17 protein-coding genes, 3 tRNA genes and 1 pseudogene are annotated in these 24,051 nt (G+C 70.1%); 12 read left to right on the top strand and 9 right to left on the bottom strand.

Annotated elements, in window-relative coordinates; genetic code table 11:
* Positions 1–21: 21 nt before the first annotated feature.
* The 3 genes from ACIPEK_RS01055 (at position 22) to ACIPEK_RS01045 (ending at position 1,364) form a co-directional block, all read left to right on the top strand.
* Complete coding sequence (locus tag ACIPEK_RS01055; RefSeq protein WP_383069166.1) at positions 22–363, top strand: hypothetical protein; 342 nt, start codon at positions 22–24, stop codon at positions 361–363.
* A gap of 229 nt (positions 364–592) precedes the next feature.
* Positions 593–1,300, top strand: a complete 708-nt coding sequence (locus ACIPEK_RS01050) for a hypothetical protein (protein ID WP_401989522.1) — start codon at positions 593–595, stop codon at positions 1,298–1,300.
* Positions 1,291–1,364 (top strand) — tRNA-Lys (locus ACIPEK_RS01045). Before ACIPEK_RS01050 ends, ACIPEK_RS01045 begins: the two co-directional genes overlap by 10 nt.
* A 56-nt stretch (positions 1,365–1,420) precedes the next feature.
* Here the strand turns inward: ACIPEK_RS01045 and ACIPEK_RS01040 are convergent.
* Positions 1,421–2,635, bottom strand: coding sequence for a M6 family metalloprotease domain-containing protein (locus tag ACIPEK_RS01040; protein WP_401989521.1), 1,215 nt, complete (start codon positions 2,633–2,635; stop codon positions 1,421–1,423).
* Positions 2,636–3,044: 409 nt separating this feature from the next.
* Between ACIPEK_RS01040 and ACIPEK_RS01035 the strand changes: the two genes are divergently transcribed.
* Positions 3,045–4,916 carry a putative bifunctional diguanylate cyclase/phosphodiesterase gene (locus ACIPEK_RS01035; RefSeq protein WP_401989520.1) on the top strand — a complete coding sequence of 624 codons (1,872 nt, stop codon included), beginning with the start codon at positions 3,045–3,047 and terminating at the stop codon, positions 4,914–4,916.
* 16 nt (positions 4,917–4,932) lie between these two features.
* Here the strand turns inward: ACIPEK_RS01035 and ACIPEK_RS01030 are convergent, their stop codons facing one another.
* A complete protein-coding gene (locus ACIPEK_RS01030; RefSeq protein ID WP_383069174.1) occupies positions 4,933–6,030 on the bottom strand; it encodes an LLM class flavin-dependent oxidoreductase in 1,098 nt (365 codons plus the stop codon).
* Positions 6,031–6,136: 106 nt separating this feature from the next.
* A complete protein-coding gene (locus ACIPEK_RS01025; RefSeq protein ID WP_383069176.1) occupies positions 6,137–6,952 on the bottom strand; it encodes a decarboxylase in 816 nt (271 codons plus the stop codon).
* 210 nt (positions 6,953–7,162) lie between these two features.
* Here ACIPEK_RS01025 and ACIPEK_RS01020 point away from each other — a divergent pair, with 210 nt between their 5' ends.
* The 5 genes and pseudogenes from ACIPEK_RS01020 (at position 7,163) to ACIPEK_RS01000 (ending at position 11,397) form a co-directional block, all read left to right on the top strand.
* Entirely contained in the window at positions 7,163–8,122 is a 960-nt protein-coding gene (locus ACIPEK_RS01020; protein ID WP_401989519.1) for a D-2-hydroxyacid dehydrogenase, read from the top strand.
* A 226-nt stretch (positions 8,123–8,348) separates the two neighbouring features.
* Positions 8,349–8,564, top strand: a pseudogene (locus tag ACIPEK_RS01015) (L-cystine ABC transporter ATP-binding protein YecC); the annotation flags it as partial.
* Between the two features lie 167 nt (positions 8,565–8,731).
* Positions 8,732–9,490: an IclR family transcriptional regulator gene (locus tag ACIPEK_RS01010; protein ID WP_401989518.1), complete on the top strand. Its 759-nt coding sequence runs from the start codon at positions 8,732–8,734 to the stop codon at positions 9,488–9,490.
* Positions 9,491–9,674: 184 nt separating this feature from the next.
* Positions 9,675–9,748, top strand: a tRNA-Lys gene (locus ACIPEK_RS01005).
* A 131-nt stretch (positions 9,749–9,879) separates the two neighbouring features.
* Positions 9,880–11,397 (top strand): MFS transporter, encoded by a 1,518-nt coding sequence (locus ACIPEK_RS01000; RefSeq protein ID WP_401989517.1) that lies wholly within the window; start codon positions 9,880–9,882, stop codon positions 11,395–11,397.
* Between the two features lie 288 nt (positions 11,398–11,685).
* Here the strand turns inward: ACIPEK_RS01000 and ACIPEK_RS00995 are convergent, their stop codons facing one another.
* The 4 genes from ACIPEK_RS00995 to ACIPEK_RS00980 all read right to left on the bottom strand — a co-directional run bounded on the left by ACIPEK_RS00995 (position 11,686) and on the right by ACIPEK_RS00980 (position 17,282).
* Positions 11,686–13,362, bottom strand: a complete 1,677-nt coding sequence (locus tag ACIPEK_RS00995; RefSeq protein ID WP_401989516.1) for an AMP-binding protein — start codon at positions 13,360–13,362, stop codon at positions 11,686–11,688.
* A gap of 26 nt (positions 13,363–13,388) precedes the next feature.
* Complete coding sequence (locus tag ACIPEK_RS00990) at positions 13,389–13,979, bottom strand: lytic polysaccharide monooxygenase (protein WP_401989515.1); 591 nt, start codon at positions 13,977–13,979, stop codon at positions 13,389–13,391.
* Between the two features lie 158 nt (positions 13,980–14,137).
* On the bottom strand, positions 14,138–15,868 hold the full coding sequence (locus ACIPEK_RS00985; RefSeq protein WP_401989786.1) for an SPFH domain-containing protein: 1,731 nt from the start codon (positions 15,866–15,868) through the stop codon (positions 14,138–14,140).
* A gap of 25 nt (positions 15,869–15,893) precedes the next feature.
* A complete protein-coding gene (locus ACIPEK_RS00980) occupies positions 15,894–17,282 on the bottom strand; it encodes a peptidoglycan-binding protein (protein WP_401989514.1) in 1,389 nt (462 codons plus the stop codon).
* Positions 17,283–17,466: 184 nt separating this feature from the next.
* Here ACIPEK_RS00980 and ACIPEK_RS00975 point away from each other — a divergent pair.
* The 3 genes from ACIPEK_RS00975 (at position 17,467) to ACIPEK_RS00965 (ending at position 21,897) form a co-directional block, all read left to right on the top strand.
* A tRNA-Lys gene (locus ACIPEK_RS00975) sits at positions 17,467–17,540 on the top strand.
* Between the two features lie 521 nt (positions 17,541–18,061).
* On the top strand, positions 18,062–19,966 hold the full coding sequence (locus ACIPEK_RS00970; RefSeq protein ID WP_401989513.1) for a glycosyltransferase: 1,905 nt from the start codon (positions 18,062–18,064) through the stop codon (positions 19,964–19,966).
* Entirely contained in the window at positions 19,963–21,897 is a 1,935-nt protein-coding gene (locus tag ACIPEK_RS00965; RefSeq protein WP_401989512.1) for a galactose oxidase-like domain-containing protein, read from the top strand. The genes ACIPEK_RS00970 and ACIPEK_RS00965 overlap by 4 nt, the downstream gene beginning before the upstream one ends.
* 145 nt (positions 21,898–22,042) lie before the next feature.
* Here ACIPEK_RS00965 and ACIPEK_RS00960 read toward each other — a convergent pair whose 3' ends face one another.
* Together ACIPEK_RS00960 and ACIPEK_RS00955 are read right to left on the bottom strand one after the other, a co-directional pair.
* Positions 22,043–23,083 (bottom strand): glycoside hydrolase family 6 protein, encoded by a 1,041-nt coding sequence (locus ACIPEK_RS00960; RefSeq protein WP_401989784.1) that lies wholly within the window; start codon positions 23,081–23,083, stop codon positions 22,043–22,045.
* A gap of 283 nt (positions 23,084–23,366) precedes the next feature.
* Positions 23,367–24,050 (bottom strand): class F sortase, encoded by a 684-nt coding sequence (locus ACIPEK_RS00955; RefSeq protein WP_401989511.1) that lies wholly within the window; start codon positions 24,048–24,050, stop codon positions 23,367–23,369.
* Between the last annotated feature and the right edge of the window lies 1 nt (position 24,051).

The raw sequence follows: 24,051 nt of genomic DNA, 5'->3' as shown, positions 1-24,051 counted from the left end.
CACCGAAGGAGGAAACACCACATGCCACAACCCGAGCGGAACGAGCGGCAGCGGCTGCGCCCCGCGCCCCTGCTCTTCGAGCCGTCGGCGGCAGTCGCCGATCCTGAGCACTTCTTCGACCTGGAGTCGATGGACGATCCGAAGGAGATGCTGTCCCGCGCCACCGAGCTGACCCTGGCGTTCCGTGCCGCGGCCGACCGTGCGGTCGAGTTCCAGGCGATCGCCGCCGCCCAGCTCGCCGATCCGCGCCGGTTCGACCGGCTGACGACCGCGGACATCGCGCAGCGTGCGGAGTGGACCGAGGACTATGCCAAGAAGATGGTCGAGTTCGGCCGGAGCCTGCTGGGCGGCTCCACGCCCTGACTGCCGTAACGGCCCCGACGCGACCGGCGCGCCGGTCCCACCGGGCCTGCCACCGGCCCCGGCCCGCCATCGCACCGATCCATCCGGACCACCCCTCCACGCCAGGCCCTGACACCGGGTACAACCAGTGGCATATGCCCGAGCGCAAGATACTCCTCCCCACCCCAACCTGTCCCGGTTTCCGGCAACTCTCGGAATCCATTTGATCACTCCCGGTAGACATGGGCGCATGAGCGCATGGCTGCCAGACGAAACGCCCCTGCATCACGGCGACGGCCCCCACCACGGCGCCGACGTCTTCGCTCTCCTGCGGGACCGGGCCGCGAATCAGACGGCTCAGGTCACGACGGCCGGCGCCGCCTGGCTCGCCGGCGCCGCGGCCTATCCGCGCAGCACGCTGGCACAGTGGGAGGCCCACCCCTCCTCGCCCGGGGTGCTGCCGTGCGGTTCGGCCTTCGACGTGGTGAATGTGCCCACCCTCTTCGGGCGCCGGATGCTGCAACACCTGTGGGCGGACGGCCCGGGCTCCGGCCCCGTCGCCACTCACCGCGGACGGATGCTGCTCTTCGCCTCCCCCGGCACCGCCCAGCGGCTGCCGTCACTGCTCGACTGGGAGGAGTGGGGCGGCGGCCACGAACCGCGGACCGGCAGGGGCGCGCAGGGGCGGGACGGCGTCGGCGGCAAGGTCCCGCCGCTGCTCTGCCACGGCATCGGGGATGCGGTGACCGTACCGCCCCTGACCTGCGCCTCCTCCACCCCCGGGCCGCGCTGGGTGGTAGCCCCCGACACCCGCAGCCCCTGGCTGCCGGGGCCGGACGTACTGCTCTGGGCCTGCGTACGGGTGACCAGGTCGACGCCCTCGTCGGCGGCCAGGAATTCGATTTTTCCTCCCGCCGATCAGGATGCTAATGTCTACGACGTCAGCAGGCGCCGCTAGCTCAGTTGGTTAGAGCAGCTGACTCTTAATCAGCGGGTCCGGGGTTCGAGTCCCTGGCGGCGCACAGACGGAGGAGGCCTCCTCGCGAAAGCGAGGGGGCCTTTTCGTGTTCACAGGAGCCTACGTTCCCGTGGTGATCCGGACCGTCCAGGCGCCCGACGGTGTCCGGCCGGCGACCTCGACCCTGGCGTGCGCGCCGGGGATGCTGTACGTCTCGCCGACCCGCAGCGGGGCGTCCGCGAGCGGCGCGTAGACGGACAGGTCCCAGCAGGCGTCGGTGTGGGGGTGGGTGTCGATGACCTCGACCGGGCCACCGCCGGACGGGGTTGCGTTGCGCACCCGGTAGAGCAGGACGCCTTCGGTGCAGGTCGTCCGGTCGTTGCCGGTGGCGCTGCGCGCCTCGATGGCCACGGCGCTGCCCTCACCGGTCCTGATCACCGCGAGCCGGGTGCCGATGGAGGCCCCGGGCGCGGGCGCGGCGGCGATCGACTCCAGGGTGATGTCCTGGCTGCGCTGGACGCACACCACCTGTCTGCGGTCCAGCCAGCCCAGCTTCCACTTGTGCCAGCCGAGGAAGTCCGGTGCGAGACCGAACTGACTGCCCATCACGTCCCAGTCGCCGACATAGGTGTCCCAGTCGCCCTTGCTGTCGGACGGCCGGTGGTAGAGGTCGGGCAGGTCGAAGACGTGCCCGGTCTCGTGGGCCAGCACATTGTGGTCCGGCGGGTGCTGTTCGAAGACGGTGACGACGCGTCGGATGTCCGTGCCGTCGGCGTGCAGCGGCTGGTCGAAGTTGACGACCTTGGTGGCGTCGGAGTCGACGCCCGGGGCGTCCGGGTCGGCGACCAGGTAGACGATGCTGAACCGGGAGAAGTCGACCTTCGGATCCGCCACGGCGATGGCGTCGCGCAGATAGGTGCTGCGCCGCTCGTTGTTCCAGTCCCGCTGTATGCCGTACCAGTCGGACGCCTTGGGCATCTGGATCCACTGGCGCAGCGGGTGCGGGCGCAGGGTGAACTTCCCGTACGAGGCGCGCTGGAAGAACTGGGTGGTGGCGGGGAAGTAGTCGGCGGTGAGTTCCTTGGGGGTACTGGTGGGGCGATGGTCCGGGAAGGAGAGAAAGACCATGACCGCGTCGAGGGAGTGGTCGGGGCGGGGGTAGGCGTCGTTCCAGCCCCCCACGCCGAGCGAGTGGTGCGCCTCGGTCCGGGGCAGTGCACACGGACCCGCTTCACCGGTGGCCGCCACGGCGGGCCCGGCGACGAGGGAGGTGGCAGCGAGCGCCAGCAGGGAGGTCACAGCCGCGACCGCACCTCGCAGGCTCAGCCTCTCCACTCCCCCGGTTCCGTGCTGACGCGGCACATCTACCTCCGGGTGCGAGATGCGGTCACCCACCCACCCTGTGATGATTCGAGGCTTTCGTCCTGTTGAGCTGCCCCAGTCGAGTCAGCAGCCAGCCGCGGAATTCACCCTCACGGACGGTCACAATCGATCACCCGGACATCGCAAGGGAACGGAATCGCTCAGGAACCATCAATCGCGGGCAAACCGGATCGGCGCGCAACTGACCCAAGTGGGGCGAACGCGGGGCGCAGAGGGGTCGGGCGCTGGAACGGCCGACGCACCAACCTCTATGCTTCACCAGGCTTTCCCGCGTGGTTTCCGCCTCCGACAACGGCGCCCCGCGCGGCGGGCCAGTCCGGCCACACCTGTTCAGGACAGAACTGCACGGCGGGAGCGAACGGTGAGCGGAACCTCCGAAGGGCCGAGGCCCGCGGTGGGCACACCCCCCCATTCCGCAGGACCTTCGGTCACGGAGCGTCACCCTCTGTGGTCCCCTGCCGGAGCCGCAGGATCCGAGCCGCACGGCTACCGGGCCGCCTTCCGGGCCGCCACGCTCCCGATGGCCGTCATCGACCACGAGGGCCTGGTCGTCGCCGCCAACGACGCCCTCGGCGGCCTCCTCGGCTTCCCCGCCGCGGCACTGACCACACAGTCCGCAGCCGATCTGCTCGACCTCGTGGCGGATGGCCGCACCTGGCACGCGTACCGCGAGGTGCTGCACCGCCGGCGCTCACGGTTCCGCTGCACCCGCAGTCTCAAGCATCCCGACGGGCGCTCGATGTGGGCCGAGATCACCGTGGTACCGATGCCCGAACCGGAGGCCGGCAGGGCCGACGGCCCCGGGCCCGGCCGGGTGCTGCTCTCCGTCGCGGACATCAGCGACCGGCGTGAGCTGCAGAAGCGGCTGCGCCACCTCCAGATGCACGACCCGGTGACCCGGCTGCCCAACCGGACGTTGTTCTTCGAACGGCTCTCGGCCGCCCTGGAGATCCCGCCGTACCAGGACGACAGCATCCCCGGACACGGCCGTATCGGGCTCTGCTATCTCGATCTCGACGGCTTCAAGGCCGTCAACGACACGATGGGCCATCGGATCGGCGACCGGCTGCTCGCCGCCGTCGCCGCACGGCTCACCGACTGTGCCGCCCAGGACGGCCCGCACCGCCCCGGTTCACATCTCGTGGCGCGCCTGGGCGGCGACGAGTTCGCGATCCTGGTCGAGGACTCCACCGGTACGCAGCAGCTCACCGACCTGGCCCGCACGGTCCTCGCCGCGCTGCAGAAGCCCTTCGATCTGGGCGGGCAGCGGCTCTCCGTATCGGCCTCGATCGGAGTGGTGGAACGGGCCGTGGCCGGCACCTCGGCGACCGGTCTGATGCAGGCCGCCGACACCACGCTGTACTGGGCGAAGGCGGACGGCAGGGCCCGCTGGACGGTCTTCGACCCGGAGCGCAACGCCCACCGGATGACCCGGCAGACGCTCTCCTCCAATCTGCGGCCCGCCGTCGAACGCGGTGAGTTCACCATCGAGTACCAGCCGCTGGTCGGCATGGCCGACGGAGTCGTACGCGGGGTGGAGGCGCTGGTCCGCTGGAACCACCCGCAGTTCGGCATGCTCTCGCCGAATCGGTTCGTCGCGATCGCCGAGGAGGACGGCTCGATCGTCCAGCTCGGCCGGTGGGTGCTGCAGTCCGCCTGCCGCCAGGCCCGGCGCTGGCAGCTCGACCACCCGGCCGAACCGCCGCTGTTCATCAGCGTCAATGTCGCCGTACGGCAGGTCTGGGACTCCGACCTGGTCACCGATGTCGCGGAGATCCTCGCCGAGACCGGCCTCGATCCCGGACTGCTGCAGCTGGAGCTGACCGAGTCCGCCGTGATGGGCTCGGCGGGCCGCCCGCTCCAGGCCCTCCAGTCGCTCAGCGAAATGGGCGTACGGATCGCCATCGACGACTTCGGGACCGGCTACTCGAACCTTGCCTATCTGAGCCGGCTGCCGGTCTCCGTACTGAAGCTGGACGGATCGTTCGTACGCGGCTTCCGCCACGACGACGGCGACCGCCCGAGCCCCGCCGACGAGACGATCGTCGAGGCGATGGTGGAACTGGCGCACCGCCTGGGCCTGACCGTCACCGCGGAGTGCGTGGAGACGGCAGGCCAGGCGGAACGGCTGCGCAGGATCGGCTGCGACACCGGGCAGGGCTGGTTGTACTCACGCGCGGTGGCCCCGGAGCGGATCGCCGAGCTGATCGGCGGCGGAAGGCTGACTGTCTGAACCACGGCTGCCGGTGTCAGGCCGTCGGCAGCCCGTACGCGTCCGCGATCAGTTCGTAGCTGCGCAGCCGGGCCTCGCCGCCATGGGCGTTGGCGGTGATCATCAGTTCGTCGGCGCCGGTGCGCTTGGCCAGGTCATCGAGGCCCGTACGGACCTCGTCCGCCGTGCCGTGGACGATGTTGACCAGCCAGCTGTCGACGAACTCCCGCTCCATGGGGCTGAAGGCGTACGCCTCCGCCTCCTCGGGTGTCGGGACCAGGCCGGGGCGCCCGGTGCGCAGGCGGACCATGGACAGGGCGCCGGAGAGCACCTGACGGCGGGCCTCGCGCTCGTCGTCGGCGGCCAGGGCCGAGACCCCGATCAGGGCGTACGGGGCGTCGAGCGCCGCGGACGGCCGGAACGACTCCCGGTACAGGTCGAGGGCCGGCACCGTGTTCTGGGCCGAGAAGTGGTGGGCGAAGGCGAACGGCAGGCCGAGTACGCCGGCCAGCCGGGCGCTGAAGCCGGAGGAGCCGAGCAGCCAGATCGGCGGGCGGGCAGGGGACTGGACCCCGCCCTCGGCGGTGGCCTGGACCGGGCCGGGAACCGCGTGGATACGGGCGTAGGGGTGGCCGTCGGGGAAGTCGTCGTCCAGGAACCGGGTCAGCTCGGCGAGCTGCTGCGGGAAGTCTTCGGCGCCTTCGCCCAGCCGGTCCGTGCGGCGCAGGGCGGCCGCAGTCGCGCCGTCGGTGCCCGGGGCGCGCCCGAGACCGAGGTCGATGCGGCCGGGGGCCATGGCCTCCAGGGTGCCGAACTGTTCGGCGATGACGAGCGGTGCGTGGTTGGGCAGCATCACGCCGCCGGAGCCGAGCCTGATGCGTTCGGTGTGTGCGGCGAGGTGGGCCAGGATCACGGCGGGTGAGGAGGAGGCGACGCCGGGCATGGAGTGGTGTTCGGCTACCCAGTAGCGATGGAATCCGCGGCGCTCGGCGAGCTGCGCGATGTCCACGCTCGTACGCAGCGCCTGTGTGGCGGTGCGGCCCTGGCCCACGGTCACCAGGTCCAGCACGGAGAGCGGAACGGTGGCCGTCCCCTCCGTCTTGCCACGGATCTCGTCGCCTCGAATCTCGTCCACGTCCTGGCCTCTCCGGTGTTGCGCCTACGTCCGGCTCATACGTCCGGAAGGGCACAACAGGAGGTGGTCTCCGTTTATTCCCCCGGCCCGCTGCCCGTCCCTTGGCTCACCAGCCGGGGTGGGTCTGCTTTCCCGGCCACCCCTTCTTCCCGCTGTGCGCGCGCTCCCGGCCCGCGCCCCATGTGGCCACCGGGGCCGGGGGCGCCTCGCGCTCGGCAAAGATCTTGCCGAGCCTCGGGGACCAGGACCGGCGGTCCGCCAGCCGCAGCCCCTCCCGGACCGTCACCTGGTTCCCGGTGAGGACCGGCTTGCCGAGGAGTTTCTCCAGCTCCGCCACGTGCGAGACGGTGTGCAGCGCCGTGTCGGGCAGCAGCATCACCTCGGCCTCCGGGCGGTCCGCGGCCGTGACGAGTTCCTTCACCTGGTCCAGGTCCCAGGCGGCGGCCTCGGCGGCGCAGGAGAGAGAGGCGGCGTGAGTGGCGGCCACCTCGATGCCCGCGGACCGGAGAAAGGTGGTGAACAGTGCGGCGATGTGCTCGGGGTAGGTCGCGGCGACGGCGACGCGGTCGGCACCCAGCTCCCGTACCGCATGGACGAAGCCGAAGGAGGTGCTGGAGGCGGGCACACCGGCTGCCCGGGCCAGGGCGGCGGTCTGTTCATGGGCGCCCTCCCAGCCGTACAGGAAGCTGCCGCCGCTGCTCACCCACACGACGGACTCGACACCGGCGCGCTGCAGCTCCGCCACCCCGGCGGCCAGGCGTTCGGGCGTGCCGGTCCGTACCAGCGCGTCGATCCCGTAGGCGTCCTCGTCGACGTCGGTGTGGTTCACGACCAGTCTGACGGCGTCGAGCAGGATCTCCATCCGCGGGAAGTCGTCCTCCGCGTAGTGGTGGCCCGGGTAGAGAAAACCGAGGGTCGTCATGTCCACCCTTCCTGTTCCGGCGGGTGCCTGGACGGGTATTCGGGGGCCGGACGGGTCACGGGTAGCCCTACCCGTGACCGTTTTCGCCCGCCTCTCCCCCAGTATTCCCCCATCCGTCGCCACCCCCACTGCGACGTGTTGACGAAGCCGGGCGCGGGTGCGAGCGTGGTCGAACCGCACCTCACAGACGCAGCGGAGCGACCGTCTCTCATGTCAGAGCCCACCCTGCTCGTCCTGGACACCGACCCGTCGCCGCGTCTCGGCCGCCTGACCGGCCGGGCCGCCGTCCGCTATACGGACGAGGCCGGGCTCGCCGCACAGCTCCCGGAGGCCGACGTACTGCTGGTGTGGGACTTCACCTCCGACGCGGTACGGGCCGCCTGGCCCGGTGACGGACCGCGCCCGGCATGGGTGCATACGGCGAGCGCCGGCGTGGACCGGCTGCTCTGCCCGGCGCTGGCGGCCTCCGACACGGTGGTGACCAATGCGCGGGGCATCTTCGAGCGGCCGATCGCCGAGTATGTGACGGGTCTGGTGCTGGCGTTCGCCAAGGATCTCCCGGGCACGCTGGAACTCCAGCACCGGCGGCTGTGGCGCCACAGGGAGAGCGCTCAGGTCGCGGGCAGCCGTGCGGTGGTCGTCGGCGCGGGCCCGATCGGGCGGGAGATCACCCGGCTGCTGATCGCCCTCGGGGTCCAGGTGGCGCTCGTGGGACGCCGGGCGCGGCGCACCATCCACGGCGTGGCAGAGCTGGATCGACTGGCCTCCATGGCCGACTGGGTGATCTGCGCGGCGCCGCTGACGGAGTCGACCCGCGGCATGTTCGACGCGCGGTTCTTCGGGCTGATGCAGCCGTCGGCCCGATTCATCAACGTGGGGCGCGGCCCGATGGTCGTCGAGGACGATCTGGTCGCCGCACTGCGCAAGCGCTGGATCGCGGGTGCGGCGCTCGATGTGTTCGAGCAGGAGCCGCTGGGGCCGCAGAGCCCGCTCTGGGCCGTACCTGATCTGATCGTGTCGCCGCACATGAGCGGCGACACGGCGGGCTGGCGGGACCGGCTGGGCGAGCAGTTCGTGGAGATGTACGAACTCTGGTCGGCCGGGGAGCCCTTGCCGAACGTGGTGGACAAGCAGCGCGGGTACGTACCCGTCCGGGACCGGAGCGAGTGACCTCGACGGGCCGGGCCGGTCGGCCACTTCACCTGCCCGTCACGGACAGCTCCGCATGACGGTCGGTCATCGCGAGTTTCACGCAGGGAAATACGCGCTGCGCACCGGCCGTCGCACTCCGGTCACCCTTCGATCACAGGAGGCCTCTTCCTGCAGAGGTGCGTGATCGGGCAGGCGCACCTCCTGTCCGGACTGTTCGACCGCTCCAGAAGATTGCGAACCATGACTGGTGGCGGGCGTGCTGGAGCCGCTGAGCGACATCGCCAGGAACACCGACATCACCATGCTCTGCGTGACCCACGAGATGAACTTCGCCCGGAACGTCTCGGAGACTGTACTGATGTTCGATGCTGGACGCGTGATCGAGTCGGGATCGCCGGAAAAAATCTTCACGGATCCCGCACACGAACGCACACGCGAGTTCCTCACCGCAGTGCTGTGACCTCGCCACTTCTTCGTACGCCAATGACCCTGGCATATGCCAGACGGGCGCGCCCCAGCTTACGGCGTCGGGGCGCCCCATCAAGTCGCCAACAGCCGCCCCGGAAAGGGCTCTTGGCGGCTATCGTGAGGGCAGAGCTTGCGGTCACAACCTGGTGGGGGGAAACCGTGACGTTGAAGCCCGAACCGACCGCACCGTTCCATTCGGTGCAGTACGCCCTCCGTGTTCTCGAAACGGTCTCCAAGCACGGCAACGGCGTGCCGGACACCCAGATCTCCCAGGAGACGGGACTGCCCATGGGGCATCTCACCTCTTTGCTGCTGATGCTGCGCCGCGAGGGATACGTCGAGCAGGTCACCGACGGCGCGTATGTCATCGGCTCGTCGCTGCTGCTCCTCGGCTCCGGCTCGGCCCGCAGACAGGCCCTGGAGACCAAGCTCCAGCAGATGCTCGCACAACTGCGCGATTCGGTCGGTGCGGCGGTCTACATCAGCCGGTACGTCGACGGCGAGATCCGCGTCACGCAGTACGCCGACGGCCCCCACACCCCCGCGGTCAACGAGTGGGTGGACTTCCGCTCCTCCGCGCACGCCTCGGCCGTCGGCAAGTGCCTGCTGGCCCAGCTCGACCAGAACGGCCGCCGCGACCACCTCTCGCGCCACAAGACGGCCCGGCTCACATCGCGGACGATCACCAATGAGAAGGCGCTCTTCTCCAAGCTGGACAGCCAGCCGGCGACGGTCCCGGTGCTCGACCTCCAGGAGTACGCGGTCGGCACGGTGTGCGCGGCGGTACCGCTGACGGCCGGGTCGTCGGCGGGCCGCCTGGCACTGTCCCTGCCGGTCGAGGATGCGCATCGCCTGCGCGAGGCGGCAGCCACGCTGAATCGGCGGGCGGCGCCCGTGCTTCTGTCGCTGGCGCTCTAGGGGTGAGGGTTCGGCGAGGCCCACCGGGGTGCCCCCGGGACGACTTTGTCCTCAAGCGCCGGACGGGCTTGATTTTGCCGGACAGGATCGATTTTGCCGGAAGGGATTGATTTGATCCGATGAGTCCCGTTTGCCCGAGTGTCATCAGCACCCTCGGAAGCAGGTATTATTTTCGAGTCAGCAGGCGCCGCTAGCTCAGTTGGTTAGAGCAGCTGACTCTTAATCAGCGGGTCCGGGGTTCGAGTCCCTGGCGGCGCACAGACAACGCACTGGGCGGTTCACGTACACACGTGAACCGCCCAGTGCGTTTTTTGCTGTCCATCGAGATGTACGAACGTTTTACACACCCGTACTAGACAAACGTTTTAAACGCTCGTACATTTCCTGGCATGACGAACGCTACGAGCACCACCGCCGAGCGCGGCCACCTCGCCGGTCGCCGGGAATGGACCGCCTTCGTGGTCCTCCTGCTGCCCCTCCTCCTCGTCTCGATGGACGTCTCCGTCCTCTTCTTCGCAATCCCGTCCATCGACCGGGACCTCGCCCCCAGCGCCACCCAGCAGCTCTGGATCTTCGATGTGTACGCCTTCGCCCTGGCCGGTCTGCTCATCACGATGGGCTCGCTCGGCGACCGGATCGGCCGCCGCAAGCTGCTGCTCCTCGGGGCGTTCGCGTTCAGTGCCGCGTCTGTCGCGGCCGCATACTCCACCAGCCCCGAGATGCTGATCGCGGCCCGCGCGCTGCTCGGGATCGGCGGTGCCACGCTGATGCCGTCGACGATGGGTCTCGTGCGGAACATGTTCCGCGACGAGCGGCAGCGCGGCCGGGCCGTCGGCATCTGGTCGGGTGCCATGGCCGGCGGGATCGCGCTCGGCTCGGTGCTCAGCGGCGTCATGCTGCAGCACTTCTGGTGGGGCTCGGTCTTTCTGATCAATGTGCCGGCGATGGTGCTGCTGCTGGTCCTGGTGCCCGTGCTGGTCCCGGAGTTCAAGGACCCGAACCCCGGCCGGTTCGACTTCCTGAGCGTGCCGCTGTCGATGGGTGCCGTGCTGCCCGTCGTCTACGGGGTGAAGGAGAGCGCCGCGCACGGGCTCGATGCGCGGAACGCGCTGATCATCGCCGCCGGGCTCGTCGTCGGCTGGTTCTTCGTCCGCCGCCAGCGCAGCCACGGCGACGCGATGATCAGCCGGGAGCTCTTCCGCAACAGCGGCTTCGCGGCCGGGATCGGGCTGAACGCGCTGGCCGCCTTCGCCATGATGGGCTCGGCGTTCTTCACCACGCAGTATCTGCAGTCGGTACTCGGCATGGGCACGATGGAGGCCGCGCTGTGGAGCCTGGCCCCGTCACTGGCGGTGGGGGCCGCCGCCCCGACGGCCACGGCGATCGCCCAGCGGACCGACCGTACGCGCGTCATCTGCGCCGGTTTCGTCATCGCCGCCGCCGGATTCGCGGTCCTCGCCCTGACGGGTACGGACTCGCTGTGGCTGCTGCTCGGCGGCTGCGCCGTGATGAGCTGCGGCATCGTCACCGTGATGGCGCTCGTCTCGGACCTGGCGCTGTCCACCGCCCCGCCGGAGAAGGCGAGTTCGGCGGCCTCGCTGCTGGAGACCGGGCAGGAGTTCGGCGGTGCGACGGGGATGGCCCTGCTCGGCGCGGTGGCCACGGCTGTCTACACGGCCGACATGCCGGGCTCCGCGCCGGAGGGTGCCCGTAAGACGCTGGCGGGTGCGGTGGCCACGGGGGACGGTTCGCTGATCTCGATCGGGCGGGAGGCCTTCGTGCACAGCATGCAGTACGCCTCGGTGGCGGGGGCCGCGCTGTTGCTGGCGGGCGCGGTGCTGGCCGTGACGCTGCTGCGGCCCAGGTCCGCGGTGGCGGACCGGGAGGAGCTGGCCCTGACGAATTAGACCGACCGGCACATGGGGGGGTGGGAGAAGGAGCGTGGCTGGGTGCGTGCGGCTGCAAGGCGGAGGAAGGAGTCAACGCGAATGGGGTCTCCTCTGCTCGAGCGAAGCCGAGAGCTTGGGGAAGTTGGTGACCGACGACAACGCCGCAGGTGTGCGTGCCCAGCCCCGCGACGCCGCCCCCCATGTGCCGGTCGGTCTTAGTGCGGGTCCACCCACCTCGCCGCTTTGCCCTCGATCGCCGGACGGGCTTGATCCTCAGGCCCGCCGAGGAGGCCCCTCCCGTGCCCTTCAGGCTATGGGGGAGATCGAGGGCAGCAGGCCGTCACGTCCGTGCGCTGTGAAGTCACCCAGCAGGGCTCCCAGTTGTTCATCGCCGAACGCTTCGTACCGACCCCCGGCACCGTTCCACCACACAGGTCCGCCGCACCAGAACCCCTCGCGGCGCAGCCCGACCCGATGCACCTTGTTCGTCGCCGTCACGGGCATCGCCGGGACGATGCGTACGAAGCGGGGCGTCATCTTCGTCCCCAGGTCCGGCTGGGCCGCCAGGAACGCGGCGAAGGAGTCCGGGTCGAACGCAGCCCCCTCCCGCATCGCGAGCGCCGCCATCACCTGGTCACCGGCGACCGGGTCCGGCACCGCGTACACCGCCACGGCCGCCGCGTCCTCCCAGCGGGCCAGGATGTTCTCGATCACCGCGGCGGCCAGGTTCTCGCTGTCCACCCGCAGCCGGTCGTCCGTACGGCCCGCAAAGTAGAGGAAGCCGTCGGCGTCGCGGAAGAAGAGGTCCCCGGTCCAGTACCAGCCGCCGCGCACCCGGTCCGCGTCCGCCGCCGCGTTGCGCCAGTACCCCTCGAAGGGTGTACGGCCCCGGTTGACCAACTCCCCTATCGCATCCGCCCCGTTGGTCAGCCTTCCGGACTCGTCGAAGACCGCGGCGGCCCGCTCCTCACCGGTCTCCGGGTCGACGACCGCGAGATCGTCGCGCGACGCCGCCCTCCCGATCGCGCGCTCCGGGGTGTCCGGGGTCCGCTGGATCGCCGCGCCACCCTCGGAGGAGCCGTAGCCCTCGACCAGCCGCACCCCGAACCGCTCCCGGAAGCGGGCCGCGTCCACCGCGCCCGCCTCGGTGCCGAAGCCGAGCCGCAGCGGGTGCTCGCGGTCGTCGGGGCGCTCGGGGGTGGCCAGCAGATACTGCACGGCGCGGCCGACATAGGTGAAGTACGTAGCCCCGTGTGCCCGTACGTCGTCGAGGAATCCGGAGGCCGAGAAGCGGCGGCGCAGAGCGACCGCGGCCCCGCCGGCCAGCGCGGGCGCCCAGTCGGCGATCACCGCGTTGCCGTGGAACATCGGCATGCAGATGTAGTGGACGTCCTCGCGCCGGACGCCGAAGTGATCGACGAGGGACCGCCCGGCCGCCGCCAGCCGCCCCTGGGAGCAGATCGCGGCCTTGGGCGCACCGGTCGAGCCCGAGGTGAAGTAGAGCAGCATCCTGGTTCCGGGCCCGACTTCGGCCAGGACCGTGTCACCCGGTTTCGCTCCGGTGTACGGGGCGAGCAGTTCGGCGTACGCATCGGTGTCGGTGACCAGCACCCGCACACCCGGAAGATCCAGGCCGTCGAGCAGCGAGAGATGCGCGCGTTCGGTCACCAGGACGCGGCAGTCGGTGTGCAGGATGTCGCGCGCCAGTTCGGCGCCGCGCCGGGTGGGGTTGATACCGGCGACGGCGACCCCGGCCAGGGCCGCCGCGCTCAACCAGAGAGCAAATTCAGGAGTGTTGTCCAGCAGCACCCCGAGGTGCGGTTCGCTGCCCGCCGGCAGCAGATCCGCCAGGAGCGCGGCCCGTGCGGCAGCGCCCGAGGCGACCTGGTGATGGCTGAGGACGGTGTCCTCAGATCTCAGTCCGGGCCGGTGGTCGCCCCATTGGCGTTGTACGAGCTCCGCGACGGTGCCTGCGCTCCCCATGGCGCCGCACGGTAACTGACTACACGTCAGAATTGAACATCGGAGCAGGCGTAGAACGCGTTCGCCGTGTCCGCGATGGTCCAGACGCTCAGGATGATGTGCTTCCCGGTCTTCTGGGTGGGGATGGTGCCCTGCTGGGTCAGGGTCGCCGGGGGCTGCTTGCCGCCGTACGGCACCGTCATGAAGGGCTGCGGCTCCAGGTCGGCCCTGGTGAGGGGCTTGGTGGGGTCCCAGCCGTTCTTGGTGATGTAGTAGCGGAAGTCCGTCGTGGCGTGGCGCGCGGTGAACTGCCAGCGGAAGCTGAAGCCCTGCCCCGCGGTGACATTGATGGCGGGCCAGTTGCCGCCGCGCGGGTCGTCGAGCTGGGCGAACTCGGAGTGGCCGCCGGAGCAGATCTTGCCGTCGGCCGGACCTGCCGCCGGAAAGCCCTTGGGGCCCTCGACGCTCTGCGGCTCCCACTGGATGTTGCCGCAGCCCGTCACCGTGCCATTGGCACAGAGCTTCTGGCGGCTGATGGGGTTGTCGGTGTAGCCGTGGCTGCCGGCGCTGCTCGTCGCGAGCATCGAGACGCCCGCTACTGCCAGGCCGACTACGGCCGCGCTTGCCCTTTTACGCATTGCTGTCGCTCCTCAAGAACGTGGGGGAGGTTCCATGAGCCCTGCTGCGCGCATGTGCTGCGGTCTAGACCAAGCCTTAGATTATTGACGCGACATGAACATGTCCAGACCAATGGGAGTTGGATTCCGCTTCGCCGCCGGAGCGTCCCCCGAAGCCCTCAGGCGCCCTCCCCGCCACTGCGTCCGGTGTAGAAGGCCACCGTCAAGTCCTTGACCAGCGCCTTCCGTTCGTAGTCGTCCAGCTCCACGAGCCCCCTCGCGGTCAGCCGGTTGACAGTGTCGTCCACCGCGTCAACCACCGAAGTCAGCACACTGTCACGGTGCTTGGCGTCGATGGCGGCGATCCGGCGGCGCTGCATGGCCGCGGCGATCTCCGGTGCGTACTCGATTCCGGTCGGCTGCGCGGAGTACACCTCGATGCCGACGGGCTCGCAGTCCGCCTTCAGCATCCGGGTCAGCGCATCACCGACGGCCTCCGCGTTGCGCAGGGTGTGCGCGTCCTCGTGGAAGGCGTCGGCGGGCAGCTGCGAGAGGACCCGGGCCATCGCCGCCTCGACCTGCTCACGCAGATACGCTTCGTGGTCCGCGACCCCGAGCGTCGCCCGTGCGGTGTCCCTGATCCGCCAGACGACGAGGACGACGACACGCAGCGCCGTACCGTTGGCATCCACGGCGGGGAGCGGTTCGCTGCGCCAGTGCCGCAGGCGTACGTCGACCCGGCGGCGCAGCAGCAGCGGGCTGATCCACATCAGCCCGGTCCGCCGCACACTCCCGCGGTACCCGCCGAAGAGCGTCAGCACCCAGGCGTACCCGACCCGTCCGCGGCCCAGGCCGCCGAGCGCGAAGATCACCACCATCACCAGCACGGCGAGGGCCGCCCAGACGCCGGAACCGATCCCGTCGTACGGACGCGAGCCGATCCCGAACCGGGCGAGCGCGGCGGCGGGCAGCACGCCGGCCCACCAGAGGGCGGCGCCACCGGCAACGATCCCGGCCAGCCCGGCGAGCAGTGCCACCCAGCCGGGCAGCGCGGGCCCCGGCCGCTCGGCAAGCCGTGGATCACCGGCCGGCGCCGGCCGTGTCGAAGGCTGCACCTGCGGCCCCCTCGTCACGGGTGTCCGACGCACCCCCGCCGCCGGCTGGTCACCGTCGGCCCCCCGCCACATCACATCGGCGGGGAGCGCGGCCGCGTCGGTGTGCTCGGGGTTCTCACGGAAAAGCTGGTCTACGGGGATGGTGGCGGTGCGCTCATTGGCGATGACCGCGTGACGCCGCCCGGTCCTCCCCGGGGCGTCGCCGGACTGCTCGGCCCCGTCGCCCCCGGCGACGGGGCGGGAGTCGAAGACGGTGTCGGGAACAGCCCGGCTCGTGGACGGGGACGGAGGCAAGGGTGGGGACGGGGCGGCGGAACCGGGCCCGGTGCGGTGGTCGGTCAAGGCCGGGACGGGTGCGGCGTCCGGGACAGGTGCGGTACCCACGGCCGGGACCGATACCGAGGCCGAGGTCGCGCCGAGGGTCGCGGAGTCCACATCCTCACCCGGGACAAGGTCCAGCACAAGGTCGACCACCGAGTCGGGACCGGCACCCGGCTCCGCGTCCGGGGCGGCCCCCGAACCCGATGCCACCCCTGAGCGAGCACCGCTCCCCGGACCCAGAGCCGAACCCGAGCCCGCACCACTCCCCGGACCCAGAGCCGAACCCGAGCCCGCAGAGCCAGCACCGCCCCCCGGGCCCAGGGCCGTCTCCTCGCCCGGACCCCCCGCCCCGTCGCGCGCCTTCACCTGGTCCGGACCCCACACCCGCACCGGCATCTCTCCCTGCTCCCGCTTCCCTTCCCGTTCCCCCGCGTTCTCCGGGGCTCCGGAGCTGTCCGACACCGTGGATCCCATTTCCGCCTCCGTCATGTCCGTTTTGTCACGCGAAGAGTCGTCGCCAGGTCTCCGGGCCGGGGTAGCCGTCGGCCGCTCCGCCCCGCCAGCCCTGGGCCCGCTGGAAGGCCTCGACATTGCGCCGGTCCGCCTCGGTCCACCGGGGCCCCGGTCCCGACAGGTAGTGCTTGCCGTATCCCTTCTTCACCAACTGCTTGCCGAGCCTGTCGACATGGCTGTTTGACCGACCGGGCCGGAAATAGCCCCGCCCGGGGAACTTCGAAGCCGAGTTCGAATTGCCCTGGCCGTTCCCGCTCCCGGCGGCGGGGATGTCGCGACCGGTCCCGTTGGCCAGGTGGCGCCAGGTGTGGGGGCCGGGAATGCCGTCCGCTTCCTTGCCCTTCCAGCCCTGGGCCTTCTGGAACGCCTGGGTCGCGCGCCGGTCGGCGTCGCCCCAGCCCGGTCCGGGTCCGGCCTGGTAGAAGCGCTTGCCACCCCGGTCCATGAGCATCTTCCCGAGCCGGGTGACGTACATGTTGCTGGTGCCGGGGCCGAACTGCCCGGCGCCCGGGAACGCCTTCGTCGACAATCCGCCGCCGCTACCACTGCTGCCGCTGCTGCCGCTGCTGAGCGCCTTGTAGCGGTACGCGACGTACTTGCCGGAGTTGGTCCAGTACGCCATGGGCGTCGTCCGCTTGCGGGTGTGCGGCTTCGTCTGCTCGTACGCCGTGTAGTGGGTGTGCGTGTAGTCGGTCCAGCCGCCGAAGATCGTGACGTGCGAGCCCTTCGTGGGGTTGGCCGGATTGTGGAAGAGCAGGATGTCGCCGGGCTGCAGCTTCCCCCGCGCGATCTTCTTCCCGTACTTGGCGAGGCTGCCGGTCCACTCGTTGCCGGGCAGTTTCCAGGCCATCGACACATAGCCGGAGCAGTCCTGCCGGTAGCCGTCGGACCAGTACTTGCTCATGCTGTACGGAACCTGCGCGGACACCCACTTCTTCGCGCGGTTGATGATCGCGGCCCGGCTGGTCTTGCGCAATGTGGTCCCGGTGGACGAGGGCGGGCCCGAGGCCCCCGTACCCCGCAGCGGCCCCGGCCCACCCTGCGGACTGTCCGGATCCCCGCCGGCCGGGGCGAGCGAGTCGCCCTCGTCGGCCGGGGTCTCCGGGTACACCGACACCGTCGTCTCGTCCGTACGGGCGGCTCCGGTCGCCTCCGCCGCCCGGTCGCCCGGCGCGCTCGCCGCCTCGGCCACGCCGGTGCTCAGCACCACTCCGGCCGCGGCGACCAGCACCAGCGCGCGGCGCGCGCCATGTGCGGCCGGATGGCCTCCGTACCGCATGGGCAAGGCGCCGACGGCGATGCGCCGTTGTGCGGCGCACCCCGCACAGGTGCAGTCGCCGGCGGGTACGTACTCCTCGAAAGTCGGCACAGTCATGCGATTCCCCTCCGCACTCGTCAAGATCTTTGGGCGCGTCTGCAAGGGCGCCAGTGTCTCAACTCTCCTGACATATCGCATTTTGACGGACAGAAGAGAAAAAACGACCATCCGACAGGCCGTGATGGACGGGAAATGGTCAGGAGCACGCCTCACCTTCAGGTAGAGTTCTTCAGGTCAGCAGGCGCCGCTAGCTCAGTTGGTTAGAGCAGCTGACTCTTAATCAGCGGGTCCGGGGTTCGAGTCCCTGGCGGCGCACGCAGAGTCAAGGCCCCCTCACCACGCGTGAGGGGGCCTTGTTCGTTCAAGGGCCAGACCCCCGCATCGCCACCTCCACGGGGCCCTTGCGCGGCACACGGCTGCCACATAGTCACCATCTCGTCACTCAGAGACTCGAAGAGCCTTCGCATTACGCCTCCGCACACCCCTTCGGCAAGGGTTCCTCAAATCGCACGTATGACCGGTAACCCACCCTTTTCGCCCTTGCGATCGGGACCGGGGTCGGACAACCTGTCTAGGGGCCGTCAGCTCCAACCAGGCTGATGCGCCGTGCAGTTGGGGGATGCAGAGGGGGAAGTTCCGGTTGTCCGCTACGTGGGGTGGGGGCCCTGCTCGGGGGACAGATGTCGGGGAGGCATCAGACAGCCGGAAGGGTGCCGTTCCGTGTCTGAGCGGAAGGTCGCCCGCCATTGATGTCGTCCGCGGCGACCGACGGGGAATCGCCGTGGCCGAGACGACCGACCAGTGACGCACTGACCATGCGTGCAGGGGGATGGCCCATGACGTCGACGCCGACAGGCGCCCGGCAGCAGAACAACGACCCTTCCCGGACCACTCAGCTCCGGATACCGGCGCAGCCGAGGACCGGGGAACAACGGCGGCACCCGACGAATGCACTGCCGCGTTACGACTACGAGCATTACAGCCGGCTCGCCGGCCCACTGACCCGGCCCGATCCGGGCAGACCGTACCGGGTGCAGTACCGCTCGCTGATCTCGCAGGAGCCGCACAGAATCCGCGCGGCGCTCCTGCTGGGCGCCGCGCCCCTCGTCTCGCTCGGCCTGTTCGTCTGGCTCATGCAGCCGGATCACTGGACGCGGCGCGACCCGAATCTCAAGAACGGCACGCTGCTGGTCCTCGACATCGTGATGCTGGTCTCGATCGGCCTGATCGAGCTCTTCCGCACGCTGAACGTCCTGTCGAACGCGCACGCGACGCTGGTGGCGCGCGACCCGGTCCCGGTCGTACCGGAGACCGGCACCAAAGTCGCCTTCCTCACCTCCTTCGTCCCGGGCAAGGAGCCCCTGGAAATGGTGACGAAGACCCTGCAGGCCGCGGTCCGCATCCGGCACCGCGGGACGGTCCACGTCTGGCTGCTCGACGAGGGCGACGACCCGGCCGTGAAGGAGGTCTGCGCCGGGCTCGGGGTGCACCACTTCACCCGCAAGGGCGTCGCGCACTGGAACCGGGCCGAGGGTGCGTACCGCGCGAGGACCAAGCACGGCAACTACAACGCCTGGCTGGACGCGCACGGCGGCGCGTACGACTTCTTCGCCTCCGTCGATACCGATCACGTACCGCTGCCCAACTATCTGGAGCGGATGCTCGGCTACTTCCGCGACCCGGACGTCGGCTTCGTCATCGGCCCGCAGGTCTACGGCAACTACGACACGCTGGTCACCAAGGCCGCCGAGTCCCAGCAGTTCCTCTTCCACGCACTGATCCAGCGCGCGGGCAACCGCTACGGCGCCCCGATGTTCGTCGGCACCAGCAACGCGGTGCGGATCTCGGCCCTCAAGCAGATCGGCGGTCTGTACGACTCGATCACCGAGGACATGGCGACCGGCTTCGAGATGCACCGCGCCCGCAATCCGAGGACCGGCCGCAAGTGGCGCTCGGTCTACACCCCGGACGTGCTGGCCGTCGGCGAGGGCCCGACCGCGTGGACGGACTTCTTCACCCAGCAGCTCCGCTGGTCGCGGGGGACCTACGAGACGATCCTCAAGCAGTACTGGAAGGGCTTCTTCTCGCTCCCCGCGGGCAAGCTCTTCAACTACACCATGATGATCATCTTCTACCCGATGTCCGCCCTGAACTGGATCCTCGCGGCACTGAGTTGCGCACTGTTCCTGGGGACGGGCGCCTCGGGTGTGCAGATCGACCCGACGGTCTGGATGATGCTGTACGGCAATGCCTCGGCGCTCCAGATCGGCCTGTACGTCTGGAACCGGCGGCACAATGTCTCACCGCACGAGCCCGAGGGCTCCGGCGGCCTGGCCGGCATGATGATGTCCGCGCTCTGCGCCCCGGTCTACGCACGCTCGCTGCTGGATGCCGTGCTGCGCCGCAAGAGCTCGTTCGTGGTGACGCCCAAGGGCGACTCGTCCAGCCCGGACACCCTCTTCGGCACCTTCCGGATCCACCTCTTCTTCATCGTGGTATTCGGCGGCTCCATCGCCACCTCCTTCGTACGCGGACACAGTCATCCGGCGATGCTCACCTGGGCCGCCATGGCGATGCTGATTGCCGCGGCACCGATCCTCGGCCGGCAGTACACCGTCCGCACGGAGAAGCGGAAGCGCCGCACCACCCCGCCCCCGCAGCCGGCACACATACGGGCCGATCACGAGCGGGCCGACGGCGAACAGACCATGCAGACCGCTCTTGGGGGACGTGAACGATGAAGTACCGTCCGAGCCTCCGTACCCGCCGCATGGCGATCAGTACGGCGGTGATTCTGGCACTCTCGGGAGCGAACGGGCCGTGGGTGTACCGCTTCAGCAGCGAGCGCTACCACGAGTACAGGATCAACAAGCCGCACTACAAGGCCGCGAACGGTCACTGGGACTTCCTGGACATCCCTTCCGGGTACCGGATCAATACGATCCACGCGGCACTGCTGCACACCGGCAAGGTGCTGCTCGTCGCGGGCTCCGGCAACAACCGGAAGAACTTCGACGCGAAGAGTTTCCGGTCGGTGCTGTGGGACCCGAAGACCGATGGGTTCAAGGACATCCCCACGCCCAAGGACATGTTCTGCTCGGGTCACACCCAGCTGCCCGACGGCAAGCTGCTCATAGCCGGCGGCACCAGGCGTTACGAGAAGCTCAAGGGCGATGTCACCAAGGCCGGCGGCCTGATGATCGTCCACAACGAGGACCCGGACAAGCCGGTCACCCTGCCCGCGGGCACCCGGTTCACGGGCAGCGCGAACGGCAGGACGTTCGTCTCCAAGGATCCGGTGCTGGTCGAGAGGGCCACCAAGGTCTTCGACAGGAGGACCGGCGCGTTCCTGCGCAACGACGCCGGCCTCGGCAGGATCTATGTCGAGGCACAGAAATCCGGTGAGGAGTACGGGACGGGCGCCGAGGACAACTACCGGATCGCGGGCCTGACCGGCTCCGACGCGCGGAACGTATACGGGATCGCGCAGAAGCTCGCCCTCGACAAGAAGGACTTCCAGGGCATCCGGGAAGCCTTCGAGTTCGACCCGGTGGCGGAGAAGTACATCACCGTCGACCCGATGAACGAGGCGCGCTGGTACCCGACGCTGACCACCCTCCAGGACGGCAGGGTTCTCGCCCTCTCCGGGCTGGACGAGATCGGGCAGATCGTCCCCGGCAAGGACGAGATCTACGACCCGAAGACCAGGAAGTGGCAGTACACCGGCATCGTCCGGAGGTTCCCCACGTACCCCGCGGTCTTCCTGCTGAACGACGGGAAGCTCTTCTACTCCGGGTCGAACGCCGGATACGGCCCCGCCGATGTCGGCCGCGAGCCCGGCATCTGGGACCTGGCGACGAACAGTTTCAGGAAGATCCCCGGCATGGGCGACGCCGACGAGATGGAGACCTCGGCGACGGTACGGCTGCCCCCGGCCCAGGACGAGAAGTTCGTGGTCATCGGCGGTGGCGGGGTCGGCGAGTCCGACAGGTCGAGCGCGAAGTCACGTCTGGTCGACCTGAAGGACCCCGCCCCGAGGTTCCGGGACGGCGCCTCGCTGGGGGAAGGCACCCGTTATCCGAGCGCCTCCCTCCTCCCCGACGACTCGCTGCTGGTCACCGGCGGCTCCAACGACTACCGCGGGCGCGGCGGGTCCAATGTGCTGCAGGCCCGGCTGTACGACTCGAGGACGGACACGTACAGGCGGGTCGCCGACCCGGCGGTGGGCCGCAACTACCACTCGGGGTCCGTACTCCTCCCCGACGGCCGGGTCATGGTCTTCGGCTCGGACTCGCTCTACGCGGACCGGGCGAACACCCGGCCGGGCGTCTTCGAGCAGCGCATCGAGATCTACACGCCGCCGTATCTGTACCGCGGTTCGCGCCCGGAGCTGACGGCCGGGCCGAAGAGCATCCGACGTGGCGGTACGGGCAGGTTCACGACGGCGCACGGGGCGACGATCACCTCGGCGAAGCTGATGCGGCCGAGTGCGGTCACCCATGTCACGGACACCGACCAGCGGTCGGTGGCGCTGGGCCTGAAGAGGACGGCGGGCGGGATCACGGTGACGGTGCCGGGGAACCGGGCGTTGGTGCCGTCGGGGTGGTACATGCTGTTCGTGACGGATGACAGGGGGACGCCGTCCGAGGGGATGTGGGTCGAGGTGCCGTAGGCGCGGGTCCCCGAGGCGGGGCATCCGATGATTCGGGGCGCCCCGCACGGCGGCATCCGGTGAATCAGGGCGCCCCGCACGGCGGCATCCGGTGAATCAGGGCGCCCCGCACAGCGGCATCCGGTGAATCGGGGTGCCCCGCACCCTATTTCGTCGCCCGGGCCAGCCCCAGCGCGTACTCGGGCCACCAATCGCCCGCCTTCGGGCCGCCCTTGCACTCGCCGTCGGACTCGCCGGGCCGCTTGACCCAGAGGTATGCGTCGACCAGTTCATCACCCGTGTCGGTCGTCGGCGCCTGGCCGAGCGCGCGGCCGGGCGGGTTGCACCAGTTCTCCTCGGGCGCGCCCCCGCTGTACGGGCCGTTGCCGTTGCGGCTGGTGTCGATGACGAACGGCTTGTCGCCGACCTTCGCCGAGAGCTGCTTGCCGAACTCCGTACTGGCCGCCGTGGTCTGGAAGTTGGAGACGTTGACGGCGAATCCGTCGGCCGCTGCGATGCCCGCCCGCCGGAGCGGCTGGAAGAGCGCGTCGGGGGTGCGCCAGCCGGCGTTGCCGGCGTCCAGGTAGACGCGAGTGTCCGGCTGCTGCCCGAGCCGCTCGACGGCCCTCTTCAGCAGGTCGTACCGCTCCTCGTGCAACTCCTGCGGCGTGCACCCGTCGACCATGTGCAGCAGCGCGTCCGGCTCCAGGATCACCGTGGCGCGCCGGTCACCGATGCCCTTGGCGACGCCCTCCAGCCAGACCCGGTACGCATTGCCGTCGGCGGCGCCGCCCTTGGAGAACTGCCCGCAGTCGCGGTGCGGGATGTTGTAGAGAACCAGCAGCGCTTCCCGGCCGGTCTTCTCGGCCGCCTCCGTGAAGCCCTTCACCTCGGCCTCCGGATCGTCCGGGCCGATCCACTCGCCGACGGGCTGCCGCGCGATCTTCTCGATCAGGCCGGCGTTCTCCCCGTCGCCGTCCTTCGTGTACGCGGCGACCTGCCTGGCCGCGCTCCCGTCCGGGTTGACCCAGTACGGGTCGCTGCCCCGGGGACGCTGACCGATGGCACCGGCACTCTTCCCCGCACCGCCGGAGCCGGACGAGGAGGAGCATCCCGCGAGCAGCAGAGCGGCCCCGACCACGGCCACCGCACCCGCCCGCGCACCCGGCCGCGCCGTGCCCGACCGGCCGTTGTAGCTGCCGTACATCCACTCCCCCTCGGGTGCGACGGCGGTGCACTGCCGCGTCCCCTTCATCCTGGCACAGGGCTTCTGTCCGTTCACCCGGAAGCCGAGAGTGACCGCCTTCCGACGGTGCGTCAGAAGATCTCTGGGCCAAGGCGGTTCGCCGCCCTGGAATGTCGGGCACGGTCCGCCCCCTGACCTCCCGCGTCGGCGCCGGCCACTCCCGCACCCGTCCGCCGCGGCCGAGGACCGGCCCGGCCGGCGCCCCGGAGGAAGAGGACTGTCGGCCGGGCCGGATACGGCGTCGTCAGTCGCTGCCGTTCCCTGCGGACTTCTCGCCGGTGAGGTAGGCGGAGACGACCACATTCGCGTCGTACGAGCGCGCCGCCCGGTCGTAGGTGCCGCCGCAGGTGATCAGACGGAGTTCCGCGCGGCCGTTCTTGTGGGGGCCGTACGCCTTGTCGGCGTTGAAGCGTTCCCGGGTGAAGACCTGGACGTCGTCGATGGTGAATTCGGCGACCCTGCCGTCCGCGCGGGTCACCTCGACCTTGGCGCCGGGGCGGGCCGCGCTGAGCCCGTAGAAGACAGCCGGTTGGGTCTCGGTGTCGACGTGGCCGACGAAGAGGGCGGCGCCCTTCGCGCCGGGCTCGGTGCCGTTGCCGTACCAGCCGACGGTCCGGGGCGTGTCGAACGGCGGTGGTTCGATCGCCCCGTCCTTGTCCAGGCCGCGGGCGACCACCGGCGCGTCGATGCCGATCGACGGGACCTCGACCCGCTCCGGCGCGGCGCCCTCGATCGGGTCGTGCGGCGGGGGCAGCGGGACGCCGAGCGGGCGCCCGACCGCGGCGATGTCGCCGGTGGTCGGGGCGGAGCTGGCGCCGGAGCCGTCGGCGATGTCACGGCCCCAGAGCCACAGACCCATCAGCAGGACGGCCCAGGCCACTCCGGTGAGCAGCCGGCCGCGACCCTCGGGGTGGTCGGGGGCGGACACG

Origin of the sequence: Streptomyces sp. NPDC088246, assembly GCF_044741025.1 — a bacterium.
In the GTDB taxonomy this organism is placed as follows: Bacteria; Actinomycetota; Actinomycetes; order Streptomycetales; family Streptomycetaceae; genus Streptomyces.
The sequence above is the reverse complement of the archived record's forward strand: the minus strand, read 5'-3'. Positions and strand labels throughout refer to the sequence as shown.